Raw genomic sequence first — 17746 nt, forward strand, 5'->3', positions numbered from 1 at the left:
GTGACGCCCTGTGACGCACCTTAAGGACCTACCGCTACAGACGCTGCAGTTCTATGCAACTGCACCCTACCCCTGCAGCTACCTGGCCGGCCGCCAGGCGCGCTCACAGGTGGCTACGCCCAGCCACCTGATCAACAACGCCACTTACTCCGACCTGGTGAACAAGGGGTTCCGGCGCAGCGGCATGTTCACCTACCGCCCCTATTGCGACGGCTGCAACGCCTGCACGCCGCTGCGCGTGCTGGCCGGTGAATTCGTCGCCAACCGCAGCCAGCGCCGCGCCGCGCGCCAGCATGCGGGGCTACAGGCGCGGGTGCTGAAGCTGTGTTTCGTGCCCGAGCACTACCAGCTGTACCTGCGCTACCAGAACGGCCGCCACGCCGGCGGCGGCATGGACCACGACAGCACCGACCAATACACCCAGTTCCTGCTGCAAAGCCGCGTCAACTCGCGGCTGGTGGAGTTCCGTGAGACGCTGCCCGACGGCTCGGCTGGCGCGCTGAAGATGATCTCCATCCTGGACGTGCTGGAGGACGGCATCTCCGCCGTCTACACCTTCTACGAGCCCGAAGCCGGCCAGAGCTACGGCACCTACAGCGTGCTGTGGCAGATCGCCCAGGCCAGGCAACTGGGGCTGGGCTTCGTCTACCTGGGCTATTGGATAGAGCACAGCGGCAAGATGGCCTACAAGGCCCGCTTCATGCCGCACGAGGTGCTGGTGAACGGTGATTGGCAGAGCGGTTAGCCCCCACGCTCCGCACGTCGTGTCGTCGCTGGACATGCCGCAGCCAGAGGCTGCAGCCCCTCAGGGGCCGCTTTTTGCCTCTACCCTGTATCGCACAGGGTGGTTTTCCATTTCACGGCATAAAATGGGCTTTCAGCATCAGGAGGAGGCCCCGTGAAGAAAGCCGATCCGGACGTGGTGGCCACGCCCACCGTGCAGGTGATAGAGCGCATGTTCGCCATCGTGGATGTGCTGGCCTCGCGCGAAGAGGCCATGTCGCTGAAGGACATCGCCGAGAAAACCGGCCTGCATTCCTCCACCACCCACCGCATCCTGAACGACCTGGCCACCGGCCGCTTCGTCGACCGCCCACAACCCGGCGTCTACCGGCTGGGCATGCGCCTGCTGGAGCTGGGCAACCTGGTCAAGGGCCGGCTCAATGTGCGCGACGCCGCGCTCACCCCCATGCGCGAGCTGCACAAGCTGATTCAGCAGCCGGTGAACCTGAGCATGCGCCAGGGCGATGAGATCGTCTACATCGAGCGCGCCTACAGCGAGCGCTCGGGCATGCAGGTGGTGCGCGCCATCGGCGGGCGCGCGCCGCTACACCTGACCTCCACCGGCAAGCTGTTCCTCGCCGCCGACGACCCACAGCGTGTGCGCGCCTATGCCACCCGCACCGGCCTGGCCGGCCACACCCGCAACAGCATCACCCAGCTGCCGGTGCTGGAGCGCGAACTGGCCAAGGTGCGCCAGTATGGCAACGCGCACGACAACGAGGAGCTGGAACTGGGCGTGCGCTGCATGGCCGCCGGGATCTACGACGACCAGGACAAGCTGGTGGCCGGCCTGTCCATCTCGGCCCCCAGCGGCCGGCTGGAAGACGAGTGGCTGCCCAAGCTGCAGACCACGGCGCGGGAGATCTCGGCGTCGCTGGGGCATCAGCCGAAGTAAACCTTGGCCAGACGACCAAACAAAAAGGCCCCTCGGGGCCTTTTTGTTTTGAAGCTCGCAGTGGCTTACATGAGATTGCCAGTGGACCCGGCACGCGCCACCGGCGCGGCGGCACGGGCGGGGATGTTTTCCACCCAGTGGCGCACGCGCTCTGCGTCGCCGATGCGGCTGAGCTTGCCGGCCGAGTCCAGGAACACCATGATCAGCTTGCGCCCGGCCACTTTGGCCTGCATCACCAGGCACTGCCCGGCTTCGTTGATGAAGCCGGTCTTTTGCAGGCCGATGTCCCACTGCGGGTTGTGCACCAGGCGGTTGGTATTGACGAACTGCAGGTTGCGCTTGCCCACGGCCACCTGGTAGCCGGGCGAGGTGGTCAGTTCACGCAGGGTTTCATTGCCGTAGGCGAAATTGACCAGCTTGGCCAAGTCCTTGGCGGACGACTGGTTCTTGCTGGACAGGCCGGTGGGCTCCACGTAATGCGTGTCGGTCATGCCCAGGACCAGGGCCTTGGCATTCATGGCCGGGATGAATGCGGCCAGGCCGCCGGGGTAGGTGCGGCCCAGCGCGTGGGCGGCACGGTTTTCGCTGGACATCAGCGCCAGATGCAGCAGCTCGCCGCGGCTCAGTTGGGTGCCCACCGTCAGACGAGAGCGGGTGAACTTCTCGCTGTCCACGTCGTCCTGGGTGATGGTGACCATTTCGTCCATGGGCAGGCGGGCTTCGCTCAGCACCACACCGGTCATCAGCTTGGTGATGGAGGCGATCGGCAGCACAGCCTGGGAATTCTTGTTCAGCAGCACCTCGTTGGTGTCCTGATCGACCACAAAGGCGACGGCGGACTTGAGCTGCAGCGCATCCTGCTCGGCGTGCAGGCCTGCCAGCTGGCCGAAGGACGGCTTCAGCGGCACGGCGGCATAGCGCACTGCCGGGGCCTTGCGGCGCAAGGTGACGTTAGCGCGCAACACCCGGGCCTTGGCCGGCGCCTTGGCAACGGCTTTGGTGGCTTTGGTGGATTTAACGGCAGGTTTGGAAGGGGTGGCGGCCTGGGCGGCGGGAGTGAAAGCAGCGAGTGCAATGGCGGATGCGCACAGCAGATGACAGAGGTGTTTCAAAGTGCTTTCCTATCCCGAACAGGTCATGACCCAATGCGACAATGCCTGCGTGGGATCACCAACACAGGCATGGGCTAGAGTTTAAGGAAAAATTCGCGCAGGATCAAGCACTTGCGCGGTTTTCCTAAAGACATGTAGGAAATAGGGGTTAGTACCTAAGCGGTAACTAGCCTTGTGCAGCCACCCGATCAGCTTTGCTTTGTAACTTGTTGAGCGCGCTCAGATAAGCCTTGGCGGAGGCCACCACAATGTCCGGATCCGCACCAACGCCATTGACGACCCGCCCGCTGTTTTGCAGCCGCACGGTGACTTCCCCCTGGCTCTCGGTGGAACCGCTGATGGCGTTCACCGCATAGAGCACCATCTCGGCGCCGCTTTTGGCGTGCGTTTCAATGGCCTTCAGGGAAGCGTCTACCGGGCCGTTGCCGTCCGAACTGCCCTTCACTTCCTTGCCGCCTACCGTGAACACCACGCTGGCATGGGGCCGCTCACCCGTCTCGCTGTGCTGTGACAGGGACACAAAAGCGTAATGTTCATGGTCGTGGGCGACGCTTTCGTCGCTGATCAGCGCCAGGATGTCTTCGTCAAAGATCTCGCTCTTGCGGTCTGCCAGCTCCTTGAAGCGGGCGAAGGCGGAGTTGATGTCGGCCTCGCTCTCCATCTGCACGCCCAGGTCCTGCAGGCGCTGCTTGAAGGCGTTGCGGCCGCTGAGCTTGCCCAGCACGATCTTGTTGTTGGTCCAGCCCACGTCCTCGGCGCGCATGATTTCGTAGGTGTCGCGCGCCTTCAGCACGCCGTCCTGGTGGATGCCCGAGGCATGGGCAAACGCGTTGGCGCCCACCACGGCCTTGTTGGGCTGCACCACAAAGCCGGTGGTCTGGCTGACCATGCGGCTGGCAGCCAGGATGTGCTGCGTGTCTATGCCCAGCTCCAGGCCGAAGTAGTCCTTGCGGGTCTTCACCGCCATCACCACCTCCTCCAGCGAGCAGTTGCCGGCGCGTTCGCCCAGGCCGTTGATGGTGCACTCCACCTGCCGCGCGCCACCGATCTTGACACCGGCCAGCGAGTTGGCCACCGCCATGCCGAGGTCGTTGTGGCAGTGCACGGACCAGATGGCCTTGTCCGAATTGGGCACCCGCTCGCGCAGCGTCTTGATGAAGTTGCCATACAGCTCGGGGACGGCGTAGCCCACGGTGTCGGGGATGTTCACCGTGGTGGCGCCCTCGCCGATCACCGCTTCCAGCACGCGGCACAGAAAGTCCACATCGCTGCGGTAACCGTCTTCGGGGCTGAACTCCACGTCGCTCACCAGGTTGCGGGCGAAGCGCACGGACAGTTTGGCCTGCTCGAACACCTGCTCTGGCGTCATGCGCAGCTTTTTCTCCATGTGCAGCGCCGAGGTGGCGATGAAGGTGTGGATGCGCGAGCTGTTGGCACCCTTCAAAGCCTCGGCGGCGCGCGAGATGTCGCGGTCGTTGGCGCGCGACAGCGAACACACCGTGGCGTCCTTGATGGCGTGGGCAATCGCCTGCACGGCCTCGAAGTCGCCGTTGGAGCTGGCGGCAAAGCCGGCCTCGATCACGTCCACCTTCAGGCGCTCCAGCTGGCGGGCGATGCGCAGCTTTTCGTCGCGCGTCATGGAGGCGCCGGGCGACTGCTCGCCGTCGCGCAAGGTGGTGTCGAAAATGATCAGTTTGTCGCTCATGGTGCGGGGTTCCTGTTGTTTGTCCTGGGTGGCGGCTCAGGCGGCCACGGCCGCCCGTGTTTCACCGGCAGGCTCGATTTTCGCCCGTTGCAGGCCCGACACGATGGCTTTCAGCGAAGCGGAGACGATGTTGGCATCCACGCCGACGCCAAACACGGTGTGCGCCTCGTCCACCCGCAGCTCCAGGTAAGCCACGGCCTGGGCATCGGCACCGGCACGCATGGCGTGCTCGTGGTAGTCCAGCACGCGCACACTGCGGCCGGTGGCGCGGCTCACGGCCATGGTGAAGGCCTCTATGGGGCCGTTGCCCTGGCCTTGCACCTGCATCGCCTGGCCGTTCAGTGCCACTTCGGCCCTCAGGCTGACCGTGCCGTCCACGCCGGGCTGGGTCTGGTAGCTGGGCGCCTCAATCTGCCCGACGCCGTATTCCTGCTGGAACAGCGCCCACAGGTCCTGTGCCGTCAGCTCCTTGCCGCCGGCGTCCATCACCCGCTGCACCACCTGGCTGAACTCGATCTGCAGGCGGCGCGGCAGCTCCAGCCCGTATTCCTGCTCCAGCAGGTAGGCGATGCCGCCCTTGCCGGACTGGCTGTTGACGCGTATCACCGCCTCGTAGCTGCGGCCCAGGTCCTTCGGATCCACCGGCAGGTAGGGGATGGCCCAGGCGTCGCCCTCCTTGCGGGCGGCAAAGGCCTTCTTGATGGCGTCCTGGTGCGAGCCTGAGAACGAGGTGTAGACCAGGTCACCCGCATACGGGTGGCGCGGGTGCACCGGCAGCTGGTTGCAGTGTTCCACGGTACGGCGGACTTCATCAATGTCCGAGAAATCCAGCCCCGGCGACACGCCCTGGGTGTACAGGTTCAGCGCGATGTTGACCAGGTCCACATTGCCGGTGCGCTCACCGTTGCCAAACAGGCAGCCTTCTACCCGGTCGGCACCGGCCATCAGCGCCAGCTCGGCGGCAGCCGTGCCGGTGCCGCGGTCGTTGTGCGGGTGCACGGAGATGATGATGGCGTCGCGCCGCGCCAGGTGGCGGTGCATCCACTCCATCATGTCGGCAAAGATGTTGGGCGTGGAGTGCTCCACCGTGGACGGCAGGTTGATGATGCACTTGTGCTGCGGCGTGGGCTGCCACACGTCGGTGACCGCATCCACCACCCGCTTGGAGAACGCCAGCTCGGTGCCGGACCACATCTCGGGCGAGTACTGGAACGTCCACTGCGTGGCGGGCTGCTGCGCGGCCAGTTCCTTGAACAGTTTGGCGTTGCTGGTGGCCAGCTCGACGATCTCGTCCTCGCTCATGCCCAGCACCACGCGGCGCATCACCGGCGCGGTGGCGTTGTACAGGTGCACGATGGCTTTTTTGGCGCCCTGCAAAGCTTCGAAAGTGCGGCGTATCAGCGGCTCGCGCGCCTGGGTCAGCACCTGGATGGTGACGTCGTCGGGCACCAGGTTGTCGTCAATCAGCTTGCGCACAAAGTCGAACTCAACCTGCGAGGCCGAGGGGAAACCGACCTCGATCTCCTTGAAGCCAATGGCCACCAGCATGTGGAACATGCGCAGCTTGCGCGGGATGTCCATGGGCTCGATCAGCGCCTGGTTGCCGTCGCGCAGGTCCACGCTGCACCAGATGGGCGCCTGGGTCAGCACGGCGTCGGGCCAGGTGCGGTCGGTCAAGCCCACGGGCTTGAAGGCGGGGTATTTGCTGGCGGGTTGCTTCAACATGGTCATGGTCAGGTTCTCAGGTGAGGAATCTTCAAATCCCCGTGAACCCAGCAGAGCCCGCAAAGAGAAACGGCCCGCTGCTGGTGCACACGGGCCGTTGACTGGTGGAACTTCGCGTTACGCGCGCACTACCGTCTCCGCCCGTGGGGGGATAGCAGTAGAGCCAGAGCAATTCGCTTGTTCATGCAGTCAATGTACCACAAAATTTTTCATTTATGCAAACCGCGCTCTTCCGGCTCGTCAGTGGAAACGCTGATAACGCTGGTGCGCAGCCCCTTGGCCTTGCGCCAGGCGTAGATGATGTAGCCGCTGGTGCCATAGGCGACAAAGATGCTGAACAACACCGTGGGCGGGTCAATGGTCACCACCGCCAGGCCCAGCGCGATCAGCACCATCACCACAAACGGCACGGTGCGCTTCATGCTGACCACCTTGAAGCTGTAGAACGGCGCATTGGTGACCATGGTCAGGCCGGAATACAGCGCCAGCGCGAAGGTGAGCCAGCGGATGTCGAACACGCCCAGCATGTCGGTGCCCTTGTACCCCAAATCCGTCATCAGGCCAATGAAGCCCACCAACAAGGCCGCGGCCGCCGGTGACGGCAGGCCCTGGAAATAACGTTTGTCCACCACTGCGGTGTTGACGTTGAAGCGCGCCAGGCGCAGTGCGGCGCAAGCGCAGTACACAAAAGCGGCAATCCAGCCCCAGCGGCCCAGGCCCTTCAAGGCCCACTCGTAAGAAATCAGCGCCGGGGCGGCGCCGAACGACACCATGTCGGCCAGCGAATCCATCTGCTCGCCAAACGCGCTCTGGGTGTTGGTCATGCGCGCCACGCGCCCGTCCAGCGCGTCCAGCACCATGGCGCAGAACACCCCCACGGCCGCCTGGTCGTAGCGCCCGTTCATGGCCATCACCACCGCATAGAAGCCGCCGAACAGCGCCGCCAGCGTGAACAGGTTGGGCAGGATGTAGATGCCCTTGCGGCGCTTGCGCACCATCACCGGCTCATTCGGTGCAATCTCGGCTTCCTCGCCATCGTGCATATATTGGTTCTCCAGAGGCGGAAGTGTAAAGCAGGCGTTACCGCTCGCGTTGCAAGTTTGATGGCCGCCGACGCCGCTGGTGTGCTTGGCCTGATTCGCTGGCTGCCGACGCCGCTGGTGCGCGTGACGCTCGAATACCGAACGCTGGCACGCCAATTACGTTCGCGGGATCAGGTCGTCATGGCACTCTGCGCAGCGGCATCAAGGAGGAGGCCCGAAGGGCCGGGGGACAGCCGCGGAGCGGAGTGCCGTGGCGGCCTGATCCTCACAAGCCATCGCTGCGTGAAAGGGGTTCGACAGGCTCCGCCCGAACGGATACGGAATGTGCGGACGAAAAAATGGCCACCGAAGTGGCCAATGAGGTTTGAAGGAAGTAACAACGTAAATCAGTTGCGCGTCTGGTCCACCAGCTTGTTTTTCTTGATCCAGGGCATCATCGCGCGCAGCGTCTCACCGACCTTTTCGATCTGGTGCTCGCTGGTCAGGCGACGGCGGCTCAGCAGCGTGGGGGCGCCGGCCTTGTTTTCCAGGATGAAGCTCTTGGCGTATTCACCGGTCTGGATGTCCTTCAGGCACTGGCGCATCGCGTCCTTGGTGGCTGCGGTGACGATGCGCGGGCCGGTGACGTACTCGCCGTACTCAGCGTTGTTCGAGATCGAGTAGTTCATGTTGGCGATGCCGCCTTCATAGATCATGTCGACGATCAGCTTCAGCTCGTGCAGGCACTCGAAATACGCCATTTCGGGCGCGTAGCCGGCTTCCACCAGCGTCTCAAAGCCAGCCTTGATCAGCTCCACCGTGCCGCCGCACAGCACCGCCTGCTCGCCGAACAGGTCGGTCTCGGTCTCTTCGCGGAAGTTGGTTTCGATGATGCCGGCCTTGCCGCCGCCGTTGGCCATGGCGTAGCTCAGCGCCAGGTCGCGCGTGCGGCCGGACTTGTCCTGGTGCACGGCGATCAGGTGGGGCACGCCGCCGCCCTGGGCATAGGTGCCGCGCACGGTGTGGCCGGGCGCCTTGGGGGCGACCATCCACACGTCCAGATCGGCGCGCGGCGTCACCAGGCCGTAGTGCACGTTGAAGCCGTGCGCGAACACCAGCGAGGCGCCCTGTTTGATGTTGGGCTCCACGTCGTTGGTGTAGACGCTGCCGATCTGCTCGTCGGGCAGCAGGATCATCACCACGTCGGCGGCCTTGACGGCCTCGGCGACCTCGGCCACCTTCAGGCCGGCCTTTTCGACCTTGGGCCAGGAGGCGCCGCCCTTGCGCAGGCCCACCACCACCTTGACGCCGCTGTCGTTCAGGTTCTGCGCGTGGGCATGCCCCTGGCTGCCGTAACCGATGATGGCCACCGTCTTGCCCTTGATCAGGCTCAGGTCACAGTCCTTGTCGTAGAAAACTTTCATTCTTATCTCCGGATAAACAAATGGCGTTGAAAAAATCGCCGGTTACAGAAAACTAGCTCAAAAACTCAGGAAATCAAACCCGCAGGATGCGCTCACCGCGGCCAATGCCGCAGGAGCCGGTGCGCACGGTTTCCAGGATAGCGCCGCGCTCTATGGCTTCCAGGAAGGCGTCGTTCTTGCCCTGGTCGCCGGTCAGCTCGATGGTGTAGCTCTTCTCGGTGACGTCGATGATGCGGCCGCGGAAGATGTCGGCCATGCGCTTCATCTCCTCGCGCTCCTTGCCCACCGCGCGCACCTTCACCAGCATCAGCTCGCGCTCGGTGTAGGCGCCTTCGGTCAGGTCCACCACCTTGACGACCTCGATGAGGCGGTTCAGGTGCTTGGTGATCTGCTCGATCACGTCCTCCGAGCCGGCCGTCTGTATGGTCATGCGCGACAGGCTGGGGTCTTCGGTGGGCGCCACCGTCAGCGATTCGATGTTGTAGCCACGGGCCGAAAACAGCGCCACCACGCGTGACAACGCGCCGGGCTCGTTTTCGAGCAAAACTGCAATGATGTGTTTCATAGTGCCTGATTCCTCTTTTCGCTGCCCTCCCCTTGCGGCGGTAACCGCGAGGCTTGGCAGGCAATAGATTCGTCGAATAAGTTGAACAAACCGGCGCGGCGCATGGAAGCGCCGTGCCGTGCGCTGCTACAGGTCTTCCGACCCCAGCAGCATTTCGGTGATGCCCTTGCCGGCCTGCACCATCGGGAACACGTTCTCGGTGGGGTCGGTGCGGAAGTCCATGAACACCGTGCGGTCCTTCAGCTTGCGCGCCTCGCGCAGCGCCGGCTCCACATCCTGCGGCCGCTCGATCAGCATGCCGACGTGGCCATAGGCCTCGGCCAGCTTGACGAAGTTGGGCAGCGCGTCCATGTAGCTGTGGCTGTAGCGGCCTTCGTACTCCACCTCCTGCCACTGCCGCACCATGCCCAGGTAGCGGTTGTTCAGCGACACGATCTTGATCGGCGTGTTGTACTGCAGGCAAGTGGACAGCTCTTGTATGCACATCTGCACCGAGCCTTCGCCGGTGATGCAGAACACCTCGCTGTCGGGCTTGGCCAGCTTGATGCCCATGGCGTAGGGAATGCCCACGCCCATGGTGCCCAGGCCGCCGGAGTTGATCCAGCGGCGCGGCTCGTCAAAGCGGTAATACTGCGCCGCCCACATCTGGTGCTGGCCAACGTCCGACGTGATGTAGGTGTCGACGTCCTTGGTCATGTTCCACAGCGTTTCCACCACATACTGCGGCTTGATGACGTCGCCCTTGCCGTGGTCGTACTTCAGGCAGTCGCGCTTGCGCCAGCCCTCGATGGTTTCCCACCAGGCGCCCAGCGCGTTGGCGTCGGGCTTGATGGCGCTTTCGCGCACCATGGCGATCATCTCGGTCAGCACGTCCTTGACGTCGCCGACGATGGGAATGTCCACCCGCACCCGCTTGGAGATGCTGGAGGGGTCGATGTCGATGTGGATGATCTTGCGCTCGTTCTGCGCGAAATGCTTGGGGTTGCCGATCACGCGGTCATCAAAGCGCGCGCCCACGGCCAGCAGCACGTCGCAGTTTTGCATCGCGTTGTTGGCCTCGATGGTGCCGTGCATGCCCAGCATGCCCAGGAATTTCTTGTCGCTGGCCGGGTAAGCGCCCAGGCCCATCAGCGTGTTGGTGCAGGGGTAGCCCAGCATGTCCACCAGCGTGCGCAACTCGGGCGTGGCGTTGCCCAGCAGCACGCCGCCGCCGGTGTAGATATAGGGCCGCTTGGCCGCCAGCAGCAGTTGCAGCGCCTTGCGGATCTGCCCGCCATGGCCCTTCTTCACCGGGTTGTACGAGCGCATGCTGACCGACTGCGGGTAGCCGCTGTAGGGCACCTTCTTGAACGACACGTCCTTCGGGATGTCCACCACCACCGGGCCGGGGCGGCCGGTGCGGGCAATGTGGAAGGCTTTTTTCATCACCTCGGCGAGGTCGCGCGCGTCCTTCACCAGGAAGTTGTGCTTGACGATGGGGCGGGTGATGCCCACGGTGTCGCATTCCTGAAAGGCGTCCAGCCCGATCGCGTGGGTGGGCACCTGGCCGGTGATGATCACCATGGGGATGCTGTCCATGTAGGCCGTGGCAATGCCGGTGACGGCGTTCGTCACACCGGGGCCGGAGGTGACCAGTGCCACGCCAACGTCGCCGGTGGCGCGCGCATAGCCGTCAGCCGCGTGCACGGCGGCCTGTTCGTGGCGCACCAGCACGTGCTGAATGGTGTCTTGCTTGTAGAAGGCGTCGTAGATGTGCAGTACCGCACCGCCGGGGTAGCCCCAGACGTATTTGACGTCCTCGGCCTGCAGGGCCTTGACCAGAATTTCTGCGCCACGCAATTCCTGCGGTGCCGCGGCAGTGGGGGAGGATTTGGCGGCAGCGTGCGCTGCGGCCGCCGAAGCGAGTTCGGCCTTGGAGATGTCCATATTCAACCTTTGCGAATTTCTCTGACGAAAAACCTTGGGTGCCCCTGAGCGCGCTCTTGTGAAGCTGCTGCGGAACTTGAGGCCAAAGCCATGGGCGCCATGATCTGAACGCCGAGCAGTGACCCGTTTGCTTTAATTTGCAACTGCGATTATCGCATTGCAACATTCAATTTCGACCAAATCTGGCATTTGGGGCAAAAAAAGCTGGCCCGAATGGCACAATTCAAGCCAAATCGCACCCTCTTTGAGGTGCGTCGCCCGCACTAAAACCGTCCACCCCATCTCTTGGCAACCGAACAAGAACTCAACGATTTCCTCAAAAGCGTGGAGGCCCGCGCTTTCAAGCGCTCGGTGTACCACGTGCGCAACGAAGAATCGGCGCTGGACATCGTGCAGGACAGCATGATGAAACTGGCGGAGCACTATGGCCACAAGCCGGCGGAAGAGCTGCCCATGCTGTTCCAGCGCATCCTGTCCAACTGCACGCTGGACTGGTTTCGCCGCCAGAAGACCCGGAACGCGCTGTTTTCCAACATGAGCGACTTCGAAACACCCGGCGAGGACGGGGATTTCGATTTGTTGGAAACTTTGGACGTCTCCGTGGAGTCGGAGCAGACGGAAAGCGCCGAAACCACCACGCAGCGGGCCCAGATCTTGCGAGAAATAGAAGCCGAGATCCAGGAATTGCCAGCACGTCAACGGGAAGCCTTCCTGATGCGTTACTGGGAAGAACTGGATGTCGCAGAGACCGCGGCGGCCATGGGCTGCTCGGAGGGAAGTGTGAAAACCCACTGCTCGCGTGCCATCCAGGCCCTGAGCAAGGCCTTGAAGGCAAAGGGAATACAACTATGACAAGAATTCAAAATCACCCCAGCACCAGCGCCCAGGAGCGCTTCGCCGTGCGTTTGACGGCCCGCCTGTCCGGCGGCGCCCAGGCGCTGCCCTACGACATCGCCGAGCGGCTGCGCGCCGCCCGCGAGCAGGCGCTGGACTCGCGCAAGCAGGCCCTGGTCCGCACCGCCTACGGCCTGCAGGTTGCCGCCGTCACCGGTGGCGCAGCAACTTTGAGCCTGGGCGGCGGCGACAGCGGCGATGAGCGGCCCGGTTGGATGCACCGGATTGCATCAGCCTTGCCGGTGATTGCACTGTTGGCGGGCCTGATTGCCATCAATTGGGTGCAAAACGAACTGCGCGCCGACGAAGTGGCCGAGGTGGATGCCGCCCTCCTGACCGACGACCTGCCGCCGGCCGCCTATACCGACCCGGGTTTCGCCCAATTCCTGAAACTGGGCCGTACCCCCGTCAACGACCAAGCCCAACCACCACAGCAGCAGTAAGCCCCGGTTTGCCGATGTCCCTGCCCCCGGCGCTTCGCCCCCATCCCGGCGGCCTCGGCCTCGCGCTGTTGCTGGCCACCCTGTGCCTGGCGCTTGACGCGCCAGGCGCTTTTGCGCAAGCCGCATCGCCTACCGCCACCCCGGTCCCCGCAACTGCCTCTTCAAGCGTGCCCGCAGCCGCACCGGCCGCCAGCAAGCCCGTCGCCGCAGCAGCCACCGCCCCGGCCAGCCGCCAGGCTGCGGCGGCTTCCGCCCCCAAGCGCAACACCTCGCAGGCCCTGCCCAAGGTGGTGAAGCCCGCCTGGAGCGAGCTGACACCCGCGCAGCAGGCAGCGCTGGCGCCGCTGGCCGGCAGTTGGGCCGCGCTGGGCGAGCCGCAGCGGCGCAAATGGCTGGCCTTTTCCAAGAATTACCAAAAACTGACCCCGGCCGAGCAGGGCAAGCTGCACAGCCGCATGAAAGACTGGGCGGCCCTGAGCCCGGCGCAGCGCGACATTGCGCGGCTGAATTTTGCCGAGGCCAAGCAACTGACCCCGGAGGAAAAAACAGCCACCTGGCAGGCCTACCAGGCCCTCAGCCCCGAGGAAAAGCAGAAGCTGGCCGCCAAGGCGCCGGTCAAGCTGCCCGGCGCGGCCACGCCCGTCAAGCCCACACCGCCCCAAAAGCTGGCCGCCGTGCCGGTGACGCGCCAGGCATCCACGCCTACCCTGCACGTCAGCCACCCTGCGCGCCCCGTGGCGCCTCAACCCACGGCTGCGGTGATCGCGCCGGCAACGGCGCCCGCCCTCGCGGTCAGCGCAGCATCGGCCAGCACCGCCAAGCCCTGACCCGTTTTCCCGCAAGAAGATGAGCACCCTTTCAAGTGCGGCGCCAGCCGACGAATTGCCGTTGACCGCTCCCCCACTGTGGCGCCGCATGGCCTGCTGGACCTACGAAGGCCTGCTGCTGTTCGGCGTGATCTTCATCACCGCCTGGCTGTTCAGCACGCTGACCCAGACACGCCATGCGCTGGACAACCGGCACGCCCAAATGGCCTTCCTGTTCGTGGTGCTGGGCATCTACTTCATCTGGTTTTGGGCCCGGGGCCAGACCCTGGCCATGAAGACCTGGCACATCCGCATCGTCGACCGCCAGGGCCAAGCCGTCAGCCAGACGCGTGCGCTGGTGCGCTATGTGCTGAGCTGGCTGTGGTTCTTGCCGCCGCTGGCGGTGCTGGCGCCTTTCCACCGCAGCGGCGCCGAAGTCGCGCTGCTGGTGACCGGCTGGGTGGTGGTGTGGGCCCTGCTGGCGCGCTTCCACCCGCAGCGCCAGTTCGTGCATGATGTGTTGGCCGGTACCCGGCTGATTTCGGCGCAGCCGAAAATCGCCGCCGCCAATGCCCCTGCACCGAAAGCCTGACTTCCCCCACGCCCTGCCCGCCCCTTGCCCATCATGAGCGACCAAACCAGCTTCTCCCTGTGCGTGTACTGCGGCTCGCGCCCGGGCATCAACCCGCTGTATGCGCAGGCCGCGCGCGACGTCGGCCAGTGGATAGGCCGGCACGGTGGCCAGCTGGTCTATGGCGGTGGCAAGGCCGGGCTGATGGGCCTGGTGGCCGATGCCGCGCTGCAGGCCGGCGCCCGCGTGGTGGGCGTGATCCCCAAGGCGTTGGTGGAAAAGGAATGGGCCCACCTGGGGTGCACCGAACTGCACGTGGTGGACACCATGCACGACCGCAAGCGCATGATGGCCGAGCGCGCCGACAGCTTCCTGGCCCTGCCGGGCGGCATTGGCACCATGGAAGAGTTTTTCGAGGTCTGGACCTGGCGCCAACTGGGCTACCACGACAAGCCGATCGGCCTGTTGAACACCGCAGGCTACTACGACGCGCTGCTGACCTTCCTGAACGCCAGTCTGGAGCAGCAGTTCCTGGGGCATTGGCAGATGGACTTGATCAAGAGCGGCGCTGAGGTGGGCACGCTGCTGCCCGAGCTGATCACCAACGCCGGCATGGCGCCGGAATCGGCGCTGGACAAGATCTGACCATCCATACTGGTTTGGGTGATCAGGCCGCCGCGGCGCTCAGCTCCGTGGCTGTCCCCCGGCCTGCGGCCTCCTCCTTGATGCCACTGCGCTGAACGCCACGACGACCTGATCCCGCGAATGTGACTGGCGTGCCAGCGCAATGCACGCCAACGAATCCGATGTCGCTGGGGCGTGTGGCGGAGGGAAATCAAGGAGGAGGCCCGCAGGGCCGGAGGACATTCCCGTAGCCACGCGCACCAGCGGCGTCGGCTGCCAGCGACCTGCCATCCCAGCGGCATTTGGCACCGGCCAGCCGCTGTCAGCCCTTCCTGAACGGGTTGCGCTGCTGCAACTCGCCCAGGTAATCGGCAATACCGGCTTCTTCGCGCTCCAGAAACCGCTCGATGGCCTCGGCAAACGCCGGGTGCGCCAGCCAATGGGCACTGGTGGTGCCCACCGGCAGCAACGCGCGCGCCATCTTGTGCTCGCCCTGGGCGCCGCCCTCGAAGCGCTGGTAACCCTGCTCAATGCACCACTGCAGCGGCTGGTAGTAGCAGGCCTCGAAGTGCAGGCAGTCCACGCGCTCCAGCGCACCCCAGTAGCGGCCATAGGCGACGCGGCCGGCGTTGGCGCCCAGGCCCTCGTCGGTCAACGCGATCAGGCTGGTGGCCATGGGGTGGCCCGCCCGCTCGGCCGTGAACAACAGCCAGTTCTGCGGCATGGTGTCGGCCATGCGCTGGAAGAAATCGCGCGTCAGGTAAGGCGCGTTGCCATGCTCCAGGTAGGTGCGCTCGTAACAGGCGTAAAAGAAGTCCCAGTCGCGTGGCGCGATGTCGGCGCCGCCTGCCCAGCGAAACGTCACGCCCGCCTCGGCCACCTTGCGGCGCTCCTGGCGTATCTTCTTGCGCTTGTCTTGCGCCAACGAGGCCAGGAAGGCGTCGAAATCAGGGTAGCCCGGCTCGGTGTTTTCCCAATGAAACTGGACGCCGTGGCGCAGCATCATGCCGGCCTCGACGCAGGCTGCGGTGTCTTCGGGCGCGCCAAACAGCAGATGCAGCGAAGACAACTCCTCTTCCTCGCACCAGGCCACCAATGCCGCTGCCAGCGCCAGTCGCGCCGGCTCATCCCGCGCCAGCAGCCGCGTACCGGGCACCGGTGTGAACGGCGCAGCGACCAGCGCCTTGGGGTAGTAGCGCTGGCCGTGCTGGTGGTAGGCGTTGGCCCAGGCCCAGTCGAACACATACTCGCCATAGGAGTGGCCCTTCAGGTACAGCGCGCAGGCGGCCACCAGCTCACCGCCCTGCTCCAGCGTGATGAAGCGCGGCGTCCAGCCGGTGCCGGGCACGGCGCTGCCGCTGGCGTGCATGGCCGCCAGGTACTCGTGGCGCATGAACGGGCTGGGCGCGCACTGGGCGGCCAGCAGCGCATTCCAGCGGGTTTTGTCGAGCGCCAGCGGCGTGTCGTGCACGCGGGTGACATAATCTTTTATGACTGAACGCTTGCTGTTCACCGGTACCGGCACCTTCTTTTTTCGCCTACACGTCAATGACACTCAAGATCTGCATTGCCCAATTGAACTTCGTGGTGGGCGACATGCCCGGCAATGCACAAAAAATCATCTCAGCGGCCCAGGCGGCCCATGCCGCCGGCGCCCGCCTGTTGCTGACGCCGGAACTCTCCATTTGCGGCTACGCCGCCGAAGACCTGTTCCTGCGCCCGAGCTTCATCGCCGCCTGCGATGATGCCGTGAAAACGGTGGCCCGTGCTCTGGCCGGGTTAAAGGACATGTGCGTGGTGGTGGGCCACCCGCAGGGCGATGACAGCCGCACCCGCTCGGTGGCCATCCAGCACCGCCACAACGCGGCCAGTGTGCTGCGCGAGGGCAGCATCATCGCCATCTATGCCAAGCGCGAGTTGCCCAACTACCAGGTGTTCGACGAGCGGCGCTACTTCACGCCCGGCCAGGGCGTGTGCGTGTTTGAGGCCGGCCCCGAAGGCCAGCGCGTCAAGGTGGGCTTGCTGATCTGCGAGGACGCCTGGTTCGAGGAGCCCGCCCGCCTGGCTGCCCAGGCCGGCGCCGAGCTGCTGGCCGTCATCAACGCATCGCCCTTCCACGTCGGCAAGGGCGACGAGCGCGAGCTGATGATGCGCGCCAGGGTGCGCGCCACCGGCCTGCCGCTGGTCTATGCCCACCTGGTGGGCGGACAGGATGAGGTGGTGTTTGAGGGCCGGTCGTTCGCGTTGAATGCCGACGAAAGCGTGGCCAGCCGCGCACGCAGTTTTGCCGAAGACAACTTCATGCTGGACGCGACCCGTGCAGGCGGCAGCTTGCGCCTGGCCGGCCCCATCGATGCCCCCCGCACGGACGAGGCCGACCTGTGGGACGCGCTGGTGCTGGGCGTGCGCGACTACATTGGCAAGAATGGCTTCCCCGGCGCCATCCTGGGCCTGTCGGGCGGCGTCGATTCGGCGCTGGTGCTGGCGGTGGCGGTGGATGCACTGGGTCGCGACAAGGTGCGTGCGGTGATGATGCCCTCGCCCTACACCGCCGACATCAGCTGGATAGACGCCCGCGACATGGCCGACCGCCTGGGCGTGCGCTACGACGAGATTTCCATCGTGCCCGAATTCGAGGCCTTCAAGGCCAGCCTGGCCAAGGAGTTCGCAGGCCTGAAGGAAGACACCACCGAAGAGAACATCCAGGCCCGCATACGCGGCACGCTGCTGATGGCCCTGAGCAACAAATTCGGCAGCATCGTGCTGACCACCGGCAACAAGTCCGAGATGGCCACCGGCTACTGCACGCTGTACGGCGACATGGCCGGCGGTTTTGCCGTCATCAAGGATCTGGCCAAGACCACCGTGTTCGCGCTGACGCGTTGGCGCAACCAGAACGACCCGTATGGCAGTGGTGCCAGCCCGATCCCCGAGCGCATCATCACCCGCCCACCCAGCGCCGAGCTGCGGCCCGACCAGAAGGACCAGGACAGCCTGCCGCCCTACGAGGTGCTGGACGCCATCCTGGAGCGCTACATGGAGAACGACATGGGCCTGGAGGACATCGTCGCCGCCGGTTTTGAGCGCGCCGATGTGGAGAAGGTGACCCGGCTGATACGGATCAACGAGTACAAGCGCCGCCAGGCGCCGGTGGGTATTCGGGTTACCCACCGCAGTTTCGGCAAGGATTGGCGGTATCCTATTACCAGCAAATTCCGCGCATGACCTTCTTCAACAGCACCAGGTAACCG

Annotated in this window: 16 protein-coding genes; 8 read left to right on the forward strand and 8 right to left on the reverse strand. The window is 64.8% G+C overall.

Annotated features, from left to right (window positions below; all coding sequences use genetic code 11):
* Positions 1-10: 10 nt before the first annotated feature.
* Both AC1DX2_RS04195 and AC1DX2_RS04200 read left to right on the forward strand, forming a co-directional pair.
* Positions 11-745 (forward strand): arginyltransferase, encoded by a 735-nt coding sequence (locus tag AC1DX2_RS04195; protein ID WP_477195027.1) that lies wholly within the window; start codon positions 11-13, stop codon positions 743-745.
* A 153-nt stretch (positions 746-898) separates the two neighbouring features.
* Positions 899-1678 (forward strand): IclR family transcriptional regulator, encoded by a 780-nt coding sequence (locus AC1DX2_RS04200; RefSeq protein ID WP_477195028.1) that lies wholly within the window; start codon positions 899-901, stop codon positions 1676-1678.
* Positions 1679-1743: 65 nt separating this feature from the next.
* Here AC1DX2_RS04200 and AC1DX2_RS04205 read toward each other — a convergent pair whose 3' ends face one another.
* From AC1DX2_RS04205 to AC1DX2_RS04235, 7 genes are all read right to left on the reverse strand, one after another.
* Positions 1744-2790 carry a serine hydrolase gene (locus AC1DX2_RS04205; RefSeq protein ID WP_477195029.1) on the reverse strand — a complete coding sequence of 349 codons (1047 nt, stop codon included), beginning with the start codon at positions 2788-2790 and terminating at the stop codon, positions 1744-1746.
* 166 nt (positions 2791-2956) lie between these two features.
* Positions 2957-4495 carry a 2-isopropylmalate synthase gene (locus AC1DX2_RS04210; RefSeq protein ID WP_477195030.1) on the reverse strand — a complete coding sequence of 513 codons (1539 nt, stop codon included), beginning with the start codon at positions 4493-4495 and terminating at the stop codon, positions 2957-2959.
* Positions 4496-4531: 36 nt separating this feature from the next.
* A complete protein-coding gene (gene leuA / locus AC1DX2_RS04215; RefSeq protein WP_477195031.1) occupies positions 4532-6220 on the reverse strand; it encodes a 2-isopropylmalate synthase in 1689 nt (562 codons plus the stop codon).
* 209 nt (positions 6221-6429) lie between these two features.
* Positions 6430-7263: a CDP-diacylglycerol--serine O-phosphatidyltransferase gene (pssA, locus tag AC1DX2_RS04220; RefSeq protein WP_477195032.1), complete on the reverse strand. Its 834-nt coding sequence runs from the start codon at positions 7261-7263 to the stop codon at positions 6430-6432.
* A 386-nt stretch (positions 7264-7649) separates the two neighbouring features.
* Positions 7650-8666 (reverse strand): ketol-acid reductoisomerase, encoded by a 1017-nt coding sequence (ilvC, locus tag AC1DX2_RS04225; protein WP_477195033.1) that lies wholly within the window; start codon positions 8664-8666, stop codon positions 7650-7652.
* A 73-nt stretch (positions 8667-8739) separates the two neighbouring features.
* Positions 8740-9231, reverse strand: a complete 492-nt coding sequence (gene ilvN, locus AC1DX2_RS04230; RefSeq protein ID WP_477195034.1) for an acetolactate synthase small subunit — start codon at positions 9229-9231, stop codon at positions 8740-8742.
* Between the two features lie 126 nt (positions 9232-9357).
* Positions 9358-11157, reverse strand: coding sequence for an acetolactate synthase 3 catalytic subunit (locus AC1DX2_RS04235; protein WP_477195035.1), 1800 nt, complete (start codon positions 11155-11157; stop codon positions 9358-9360).
* A 285-nt stretch (positions 11158-11442) separates the two neighbouring features.
* Between AC1DX2_RS04235 and AC1DX2_RS04240 the strand changes: the two genes are divergently transcribed.
* The 5 genes from AC1DX2_RS04240 to AC1DX2_RS04260 all read left to right on the forward strand — a co-directional run bounded on the left by AC1DX2_RS04240 (position 11443) and on the right by AC1DX2_RS04260 (position 14516).
* Positions 11443-12009, forward strand: coding sequence for an RNA polymerase sigma factor (locus tag AC1DX2_RS04240; RefSeq protein ID WP_477195036.1), 567 nt, complete (start codon positions 11443-11445; stop codon positions 12007-12009).
* Positions 12006-12494, forward strand: a complete 489-nt coding sequence (locus tag AC1DX2_RS04245; protein ID WP_477195037.1) for a DUF3619 family protein — start codon at positions 12006-12008, stop codon at positions 12492-12494. Before AC1DX2_RS04240 ends, AC1DX2_RS04245 begins: the two co-directional genes overlap by 4 nt.
* A 167-nt stretch (positions 12495-12661) precedes the next feature.
* Entirely contained in the window at positions 12662-13321 is a 660-nt protein-coding gene (locus tag AC1DX2_RS04250; RefSeq protein WP_477195038.1) for a DUF3106 domain-containing protein, read from the forward strand.
* Between the two features lie 19 nt (positions 13322-13340).
* Positions 13341-13892, forward strand: a complete 552-nt coding sequence (locus AC1DX2_RS04255; RefSeq protein WP_477195039.1) for an RDD family protein — start codon at positions 13341-13343, stop codon at positions 13890-13892.
* Positions 13893-13925: 33 nt separating this feature from the next.
* On the forward strand, positions 13926-14516 hold the full coding sequence (locus AC1DX2_RS04260; RefSeq protein ID WP_477195040.1) for an LOG family protein: 591 nt from the start codon (positions 13926-13928) through the stop codon (positions 14514-14516).
* 301 nt (positions 14517-14817) lie between these two features.
* Here AC1DX2_RS04260 and AC1DX2_RS04265 read toward each other — a convergent pair whose 3' ends face one another.
* A complete protein-coding gene (locus AC1DX2_RS04265; protein ID WP_477195757.1) occupies positions 14818-15987 on the reverse strand; it encodes a GNAT family N-acetyltransferase in 1170 nt (389 codons plus the stop codon).
* A 56-nt stretch (positions 15988-16043) separates the two neighbouring features.
* Between AC1DX2_RS04265 and AC1DX2_RS04270 the strand changes: the two genes are divergently transcribed.
* Positions 16044-17720: an NAD+ synthase gene (locus tag AC1DX2_RS04270; RefSeq protein WP_477195041.1), complete on the forward strand. Its 1677-nt coding sequence runs from the start codon at positions 16044-16046 to the stop codon at positions 17718-17720.
* Positions 17721-17746 lie beyond the last annotated feature (26 nt).

The sequence above is a fragment of the Hylemonella sp. P2_B10 genome, from assembly GCF_056404875.1.